The sequence below is a fragment of the Microcystis sp. LSC13-02 genome (genome assembly GCA_002282935.1).
Lineage (GTDB): Bacteria > Cyanobacteriota > Cyanobacteriia > Cyanobacteriales > Microcystaceae > Microcystis.
Genome location: MTBT01000112.1, coordinates 1 through 7,432 on the forward strand (window position 1 = coordinate 1; position 7,432 = coordinate 7,432).

At 40.8% G+C, this 7,432-nt stretch carries 7 protein-coding genes and 2 pseudogenes; 6 read left to right on the forward strand and 3 right to left on the reverse strand.

The genetic code is table 11. From position 1 onward, the window contains the following. Together BGL89_RS06860 and lepB are read left to right on the forward strand one after the other, a co-directional pair. A pseudogene (locus BGL89_RS06860) lies at nt 1-195 on the forward strand (RNA-guided endonuclease TnpB family protein); the annotation flags it as partial. 39 nt (nt 196-234) lie between these two features. After that, nucleotides 235-810 (forward strand): signal peptidase I, encoded by a 576-nt coding sequence (gene lepB, locus BGL89_RS06865; protein WP_286825054.1) that lies wholly within the window; start codon nt 235-237, stop codon nt 808-810. 9 nt (nt 811-819) lie between these two features. Here the strand turns inward: lepB and BGL89_RS06870 are convergent, their stop codons facing one another. After that, the gene (locus BGL89_RS06870; RefSeq protein WP_149987986.1) at nt 820-1,308 is read right to left on the reverse strand and encodes a universal stress protein; all 489 of its coding nucleotides are present in this window, start codon (nt 1,306-1,308) and stop codon (nt 820-822) included. Between the two features lie 18 nt (nt 1,309-1,326). Between BGL89_RS06870 and BGL89_RS06875 the strand changes: the two genes are divergently transcribed. Together BGL89_RS06875 and pheA are read left to right on the forward strand one after the other, a co-directional pair. Next, entirely contained in the window at nt 1,327-2,244 is a 918-nt protein-coding gene (locus BGL89_RS06875; RefSeq protein WP_286825055.1) for a ribonuclease D, read from the forward strand. A gap of 114 nt (nt 2,245-2,358) precedes the next feature. Continuing rightward, nucleotides 2,359-3,213, forward strand: coding sequence for a prephenate dehydratase (gene pheA, locus BGL89_RS06880; protein WP_286825056.1), 855 nt, complete (start codon nt 2,359-2,361; stop codon nt 3,211-3,213). Nucleotides 3,214-3,254: 41 nt separating this feature from the next. Here the strand turns inward: pheA and BGL89_RS06885 are convergent, their stop codons facing one another. Then, nucleotides 3,255-5,180: a sensor histidine kinase gene (locus BGL89_RS06885; protein WP_286825057.1), complete on the reverse strand. Its 1,926-nt coding sequence runs from the start codon at nt 5,178-5,180 to the stop codon at nt 3,255-3,257. Nucleotides 5,181-5,271: 91 nt separating this feature from the next. Here BGL89_RS06885 and BGL89_RS06890 point away from each other — a divergent pair, with 91 nt between their 5' ends. Together BGL89_RS06890 and BGL89_RS06895 are read left to right on the forward strand one after the other, a co-directional pair. Further along, nucleotides 5,272-5,952, forward strand: a complete 681-nt coding sequence (locus BGL89_RS06890) for a RibD family protein (protein WP_286825058.1) — start codon at nt 5,272-5,274, stop codon at nt 5,950-5,952. Nucleotides 5,953-5,988: 36 nt separating this feature from the next. After that, entirely contained in the window at nt 5,989-7,179 is a 1,191-nt protein-coding gene (locus BGL89_RS06895; protein ID WP_286825059.1) for a GNAT family N-acetyltransferase, read from the forward strand. Nucleotides 7,180-7,209: 30 nt separating this feature from the next. Here the strand turns inward: BGL89_RS06895 and miaE are convergent. Continuing rightward, a pseudogene (gene miaE, locus BGL89_RS06900) lies at nt 7,210-7,341 on the reverse strand (tRNA isopentenyl-2-thiomethyl-A-37 hydroxylase MiaE); the annotation flags it as partial. Between the last annotated feature and the right edge of the window lie 91 nt (nt 7,342-7,432).

Genomic DNA, 7,432 nt, shown 5'->3' on the forward strand with positions numbered 1-7,432 from the left:
TTCTTAAAAAAGGGTTGAAATATTTGGGAAATCATCTCAACGGTACTGTTGGGCAAACAGAAACCGACCCAAACGCCTTGGGAGAGTCCGGTAAGAAAGATTTTCAGTGGAGACATTGAGAATCTAAGCTGTCTCGTTGAACAAGGAATTTCTAACAGCGATGTGGCAAGAATCCCCCATCACAGCGTAGCTTGACGGTGGGAGTATGTCAAACCAACCATCATCTGGGTAATAATGCAAGAACAAGAAATTAATAAGGACAAATCTAAGAGTTTTTGGGCTTCTATTCGAGAAAATCTGCAAATTATCACTATAGCTTTAATTTTAGCCCTACTGATTCGCACTTTTGTGGCTGAACCTCGTTTTATCCCCTCTGATTCTATGTTACCCACCTTAGCACAGGGCGATCGCTTAGTAGTGGAAAAACTTTCCTACGATTTCCATCCCCCTCGACGGGGGGATATCGTCGTCTTTGAACCGCCGGCACAATTACAATTACAGGGATACCAAAAGAACCAAGCTTTTATTAAAAGAGTGATTGCCACAGCAGGGGATGTGATTGCTGTCAAGGAGGGCAAAATTTACCTGAATAATCAACCCTTGTCAGAGGATTATATTCTAGAATCCCCTCAATATAATTTAATACCTTTGCTCGTGCCAGAGAATAATTTATTTGTCATGGGAGATAATCGCAATAATAGCAATGACTCCCATATCTGGGGGTTTTTACCGGAAAATAACGTGATTGGTAGGGCGGTTTTTCGCTTTTTTCCTTTTAATCGTTTGGGGATTTTAGGGGGGAATAGCTAACGGGAATTTTTAGCCCTGACGATGTTGAACAATTAAGACGGAACAGGGGGCATGATGGAGAACATAATTACTCACACTACCTAAGAATAACTCTCCTAGACCCGATCGCCCACGCCGACCGATGACAATTAAATCAATATTTTCCTCTCGCGCCACTTTACAGATAGTTTTGGCGGCATGACCGTAAATTTGCCGGTATTCTCCCTTGACACCCATTTCTCCCGCCTGATTAGCTCTTTTTTGCAACATGGCCACCCCTTTCTGCTCGAATTCTTCCCATTGTTGCCGCCAAAAATCGAGAGTGAGATCATTGCCCTGGGCGGGGTAAATATCGGCTAAATTGGGTGGAATCGGTAAAGGGCTATAATCTTCTTCAGGGGAAAGGACGTGCAGTAGTAGGAGGTTAGCTTCGTACTTACTGGCTAAGGATACAGCCTCCTTAAAGACACTCTCCCCCATCTCCGACAAATCTACTGCTATCAAGATTTTTTGATACATTTTTCAGCCTCTGCAACCATGCCTTATTTAACGGAATCCGACGCTATTAGGAATGCGATCGATCACTTTGGCCATTTTCCCATTCTTTGGTTAGATACGGAAGTAGCCGATTACGATAGCAAGACTCCCCGTTTGTCTCTGATTCAAATTCTTGCTGATTCCACGGACTTAACGGGTGAGCGGGTGACAATTTTGGATGTTCTTGATCGACCCGATCTTACTAACTATTTTATCACTAAAATCATGCTGGTTGACCGGATAGAAAAGGTTTTTCACAATGCTAGTTATGATTGTAAATTTTTGGGCGGTAAAAGCAAAGTTAAAAAAATTACTTGTACCCTAGAGTTAGCTAAAAAGGTTCCCTACTATATTGCTCCTTTACCCAATTATCAACTAAAAACCGTGGCTGAATGTCTTTGTCATTTTCCCGCTATTGATAAAAGTGAACAGGGGGGGAATTGGGGCAAAAGACCTTTAACCGCAGCCCAGCTAGAATATGCACAAAAAGACCCTGTATATACGGCCCAAATCCATCATCGTCTTTTGCAGCTTTCCCATTTAATTACTCCCGATCCCGCGGGTGAGAATCTGGAAAGATTAACTAATCGTTATTGGGAAATTTACCAGCAATGGAGGATTTTAGATACAGAGATGGAACATCTCAAGGAACGTTTAAAATCGGCAATTATCCAGCAAGAGGCTGCGGAGATTAACGGGTTTTCGGTCAGTTACCAAAATCGCACCAGCAAAAAAGTTAAACTGGCCGAATTAGCCAAAGTTGTCTATTTATCGGGTCAGGATAGCCAAATATCTCTCTCCTTAACTAATGATCTTCTCAAAGAATTGGGGGATTTAGCCCAAGGGTTAACCATCGAGGAAACTCGCCAAAAAATCAGTCAATTGACCATCAAACAAAGTGAAGCTGACTTGACATGATTATAGCAGAATCCAGCAGATAGGAGATAGGAGTCAATACCAAATTAGGTTATACTTGATATTTATGAAAAAGGCTGTAATAGCTAGAAAAAATTGCTTGCGGGGATAATCTAAATGACTGTAAAGATCGCTTATCTGGGCCCGGTGGGAACCTATTCAGAAACAGCCGCTTTAGCCTATGCTAATAGTTTACCACCCCAGCCTCGTCAATTAATACCCTATCCTAGCATTGCCTTAGCCCTGCGAGCGGTTGTCCAAAATCAGGCCGATTTAGCAGTCGTCCCGGTGGAAAATTCCACCGAAGGAAGTGTGGTAATGACTCTTGATGCTTTATGGCAATTACCCGGGTTACAGATTCAACAAGAATTAGTTTTACCGATTTCCCATGCACTTCTATCTCCTAGACAATCGCTAACAGAAATTAAAACCGTTTATTCCCATCCCCAAGCTTTAGCCCAATGTCAAAAATGGCTAGAAAACAATTTACCTACCGTGCCAATTATTCCCACCAATTCTACCACAGAAGCGATTCAAATTCTCGATCGAGAGGGTAATTCGGCCGCGATTGCTTCTCCCCGGGCGGCAAAACTCTATAATGTACCAATATTAATACAACCAATTAATGATTATCCCGATAATTGTACCCGTTTTTGGATAATGGCTTTAACTTCCCATCCCCAAGGTGAGCGAATGTCCCTCGCTTTTCAGGTTTTAGATCAACCCGGAGCTTTAGTCAAACCCTTAGAAGTTTTTGCCAAACGTCAGCTTAATTTATCTCGGATCGAATCGCGACCAACTAAAATATCTTTAGGGGAATACATATTTTTTATCGATCTAGAAATTAATCCAGATCAACAGCATTTAATCTCGGCAACTTTAGAAGAATTAACCAATTATACTGATGCGATCGAGGTTTTTGGTGCTTATCAGGTGGTTAATTTGCCTGTAGAAAGTTTAGAGGAATTATAAACTAAATTCCTCATAAATTACAGAAATTAAATAGAGATATTTTAGCTTTTAAGAGAGGGAATAATCGGCAAAGATGAGGTTTCCTCTGGGGTAGAATCAAGCTTTCTTTCCCCCACTAGAGGAAGAATAATTTCCACAGTTGTTCCTAAACCTTGACCTTGACTAGAGATAGTAATATCTCCCCCCATCATTTTCATCAAATTCTTAGAAATAGCTAATCCCAAACCCGTACCGCTAAATTTTCTGGTTGTGGAACCATCAATCATCACAAAAGGGCGAAATAATTTTGATTGTTGCTGGGGGTCTATACCGATTCCTGTATCGATTATAGTAATAATAGCCTGTGGATGTTCTAAGTGAGTTATCAAAGAAATTGTGCCTGTATCAGTAAATTTAATTGAGTTAGAAATAACATTCAAAATTACCTGTTTTAATTTAGTGGTATCAGCACAGACTATAGGAATTTCTGGACAAAAAAGTAGATTGAATTTTAAGTGCTTACGTTGCAGCGATGCTGTTTGTAAATTAATAACTTCATTGATAATTTGGTGTAAATCTACTGGTTCAGGATTAACAGAAAGTTTGCCCGCTTCTATTTTAGCAATACTGAGAATATCATCAATAATTTCCAAAAGATGTACAGCTGCATTATCCGCTTGTTGCAGATATTCTTTTTCCTCCTGCTCACTATTACAAAATCCATCCATAACGCAACGAATTGAGCCAATAATACCATTGAGAGGGGTGCGTAATTCGTGGGAAGTATTCGCCAAAAATTGGTTTTTTAATTGATTAGCATTTTCCGCTTCTTGCCGACTCTTAACTATTTCCTCTCCCCAAAGGCGTAAACGTTCGAGCATTTCCTCTAAGGCCGAGGCTAACTGATTAATTTCTCGAATATTAAAGTTCTGTGGTGTAATATTTTGTGAAGGAATTTTCTGAACATTTAAGGCATAATCTCGCAGTTTTTCTAAAGGTCTAGCTAAATCCCTGGCAATCAGTACAATAGCTACTAAATAAGCTAATAATAAACCAGAAATCAGATAAAAAATTGCCTCCCAAATTTGTTGTAGAGGAGCCAGAGCTTGGGTGAGGGGACTAATGGCTAAAACTATCCATTTTTGGGATGATTCTCCCGTAACTGGACTGGTGAGGGAACTATAACCAGCGACTAATTCTTTGCCATCTTTCTCGAAAGAAAATAAATGGAGAAATCTCTGTTGACCTCTAATAGCATTACCGATGATCAGATTGAGACGTTCAGCATCAGCTTCTTGACTGATATGCCTACCAATGCGACGAAAATAGGGATGAGCGAGAATAATGCCATTTTCAGAAATAACCACGGGATAACCTGACAAAGAACCGGGTAAAACCTTCTCACCGTAAAGTAGAGAAGCTTGCAGAATCAGACTAGATTGTAATTGTCCTTGATTATCGTAGATGGGAACGGCAAAAACTAATTCTAATTGACGATTATTATTGGGAGATTTAGTTAGAAATTGTCGGGGTAAACCTCTAACTAAAATATTTTCGATATTCCCAGCAAAGCTAGTCGGTTTTTCTGTCCATCTTTCTAGGGGCAAAACTTTGATAATTTCTGGCTCACAGGCTCGATTTAATAAAGGTTTCTTGGTCTTAATATCAATTAATTCCACACAGTTAATCTGATTAGGAAGCCGTGCCGTTAATTGTTGTAAAAAAGCTTCTTTTTCGGCTAAGGTTCCCTGTTTTAAAACCAGACTTTCCCCCGCAGTGATAAGATTGGACTGCAAAAATTGAATTGATTGCTCAATATTGTCTGCTTTTCTGATGGCACTTTCGGTGAGATTTTGACGGGCCGTTTCCAAAAAAGCTGATCGCGCCTTACGATAGGTAATATAAACTCCCATTAGTAGTACAGGTACACTGACTAGGAGTAAGCGAGAGAGCAGAATACGACGAAAGGAGGATTGACCGATAGACATGGGCAGAAATCGGTTTGATTCTTGCTATCAAACTCCAGACTATACTAGCCTATTCACCAATCGGACCGGGTGATATCCCCGATCATTTGCCATGAATCGTCCTCACACCACCGTTATTTTAGCCATGAGTGCCGATGGTAAAATTGCCGACGCCTACCAATCGGCGGCCAGATTTGCTTCGGCTACCGATAAAATGCGTCTAGAACAACATTTATCGCGCATGGATGCCGCTTTATTCGGTGCTAACACCCTGCGCGCTTATCACACCAGTCTTCCTATTCGTCATCCCGATTTTCTCGCATACCGTCAACAACGGGGATTATCTCCGCAGCCGATACAGATCGTTTGTTCTCATTCAGGTCAGCTTGACCCCCGGATGAAATTTTTTCAGCAGCCTTTCCCTCGCTGGTTAATCACGGCAGCAGAAAAAGTGGCAGCATGGGAAAATCGGGGTTTATTTGAGCTTGTCTTAGTCTGCGGTGATTGGAAGCCTATTTTTAGTCAATTTACGGTTTTAGGTCTTAAAAAGCTGGCGATTCTGGGAGGAGGTGAATTAATTGCCTCTCTTTTAGCTGAAGATTTAATCGATGAAATCCATCTAACTATTTGTCCGTTGCTGTTAGGAGGCAATAAAGCGGCAAATCCCCTGGGAGGAACCGGATTTATGGCTGATTATGCCAGAAAATTGCGACTTTTGAGCGTGGAAACCGTGGAAGAAGAAATTTTTTTACATTATTCCCTTGAACGGCAGTCCCATAAATCTCAAAACTAGATTACCTTAAATAAAAAGGTTGACTTATCTTGTCCCATGGTAGAACAGCTTAAACCCCAATATTCTGTCGTTTGGATTGATAAAATGAGTGAGATTCCCCAACAAAAATGGGATGCTCTCGCTCAACCCCTAACTACTCCCTTTCTAGAGTGGGAATGGTTACATAATATCGAAACTTCCGGCAGCGCCACGGGACGCGCGGGGTGGCAACCTGCTCATCTAACAGTTTGGCGCGGTACTGAGTTAATTGCCGCCGCTCCTTTGTATATTAAAAGTCATAGTTACGGTGAATTTGTCTTTGACCATCAATGGGCCGATCTTTCCCATCGTTTGGGGATTAGATACTATCCGAAACTGTTAGGAATGATCCCTTTTACTCCTGCGGTGGGTTATCGTTTTTTAATTGCTCTGGGGGAAAATGAACTGGAGATTACTGCTTTAATGATAGCGGCGATCGATCATTTTTGTGACCAAAATCATCTGTCGGGTTGTCATTTTCTTTTTGTTGATCCCCAATGGCGAATTTTAATGGAAAATTTTGGCTTTACTCCCTGGTTACATCATAGTTATATTTGGAATAACAAAGGTTTTCAAAGTTTTGAAGATTATCTGACAGTTTTTAATGCTAATCAACGCCGCAATATTAAACGGGAACGGAAAGCAGTGACTAATGCGGGGTTAATTATTAAAACTCTGGCCGCTGAAGAAATTCCCCATCATTTATTCCCGTTAATTTATCGGTTTTATAGCAGTACCTGTGATAAATTTTACTGGGGAAGTAAATACCTGACACAGAAATTTTTTGAACAATTATATCCGAATTATCGTCAGCGAGTGGTTTTGATTACTGCCTACCAAAATGAAAAGGATACTAAACCGGTGGGTTTATCTTTTTGTATTCGCAAAGATACTAATCTTTATGGTCGTTACTGGGGCAGTTTTCAAGAGTACGACTGTTTACATTTTGAAGCTTGTTACTATCAACCGATCGATTGGGCAATTAGTCAAGGTATTACCATGTTTGACCCCGGTGCGGGAGGACAACATAAAAAAAGACGGGGTTTTCCCGCTACTGCTAATCACAGTTTACACCGTTTTTATCATGGCAAAATGACTCAAATTCTCCGCAATTATATCCAGGAAATCAATCAAATGGAACAGGAAGAAATTGAGGCAATTAATCAAGATTTACCCTTTTCTAAGAGAGAAATTGAGTTGAACGAGTAATTTAGATAGGGTTTGTCCCTATTAGTGCAATCAACTATGAATACGAGGTTCCGGGTGCAGATTGGCTAAAATCTCACTTTCGATCGCCGCTAGGGTTTCTAAGCGTTGCTCGATCACTGTACGTTCAAAATAATCCGCTGCTAATAGCCAATAAATACCATATTGACATCCTCACCGCCGTAAAACGGACGGTGATTCCCAAACCTCACGATTTAGGTTTCTGCTTCTTTCCCTTGCGGGGTTTCGCACCTGC

Excerpts from the sequence above, each read along its gene's own strand:
- lepB (WP_286825054.1), top strand. The coding sequence starts at position 235 with ATGCAAGAACAAGAAATTAATAAGGACAAATCTAAGAGTTTTTGGGCT.
- BGL89_RS06870 (WP_149987986.1), bottom strand. The coding sequence starts at position 1,308 with ATGTATCAAAAAATCTTGATAGCAGTAGATTTGTCGGAGATGGGGGAG.
- BGL89_RS06875 (WP_286825055.1), top strand. The coding sequence starts at position 1,327 with ATGCCTTATTTAACGGAATCCGACGCTATTAGGAATGCGATCGATCAC.
- pheA (WP_286825056.1), top strand. The coding sequence starts at position 2,359 with ATGACTGTAAAGATCGCTTATCTGGGCCCGGTGGGAACCTATTCAGAA.
- BGL89_RS06885 (WP_286825057.1), bottom strand. The coding sequence starts at position 5,180 with ATGTCTATCGGTCAATCCTCCTTTCGTCGTATTCTGCTCTCTCGCTTA.
- BGL89_RS06890 (WP_286825058.1), top strand. The coding sequence starts at position 5,272 with ATGAATCGTCCTCACACCACCGTTATTTTAGCCATGAGTGCCGATGGT.
- BGL89_RS06895 (WP_286825059.1), top strand. The coding sequence starts at position 5,989 with ATGGTAGAACAGCTTAAACCCCAATATTCTGTCGTTTGGATTGATAAA.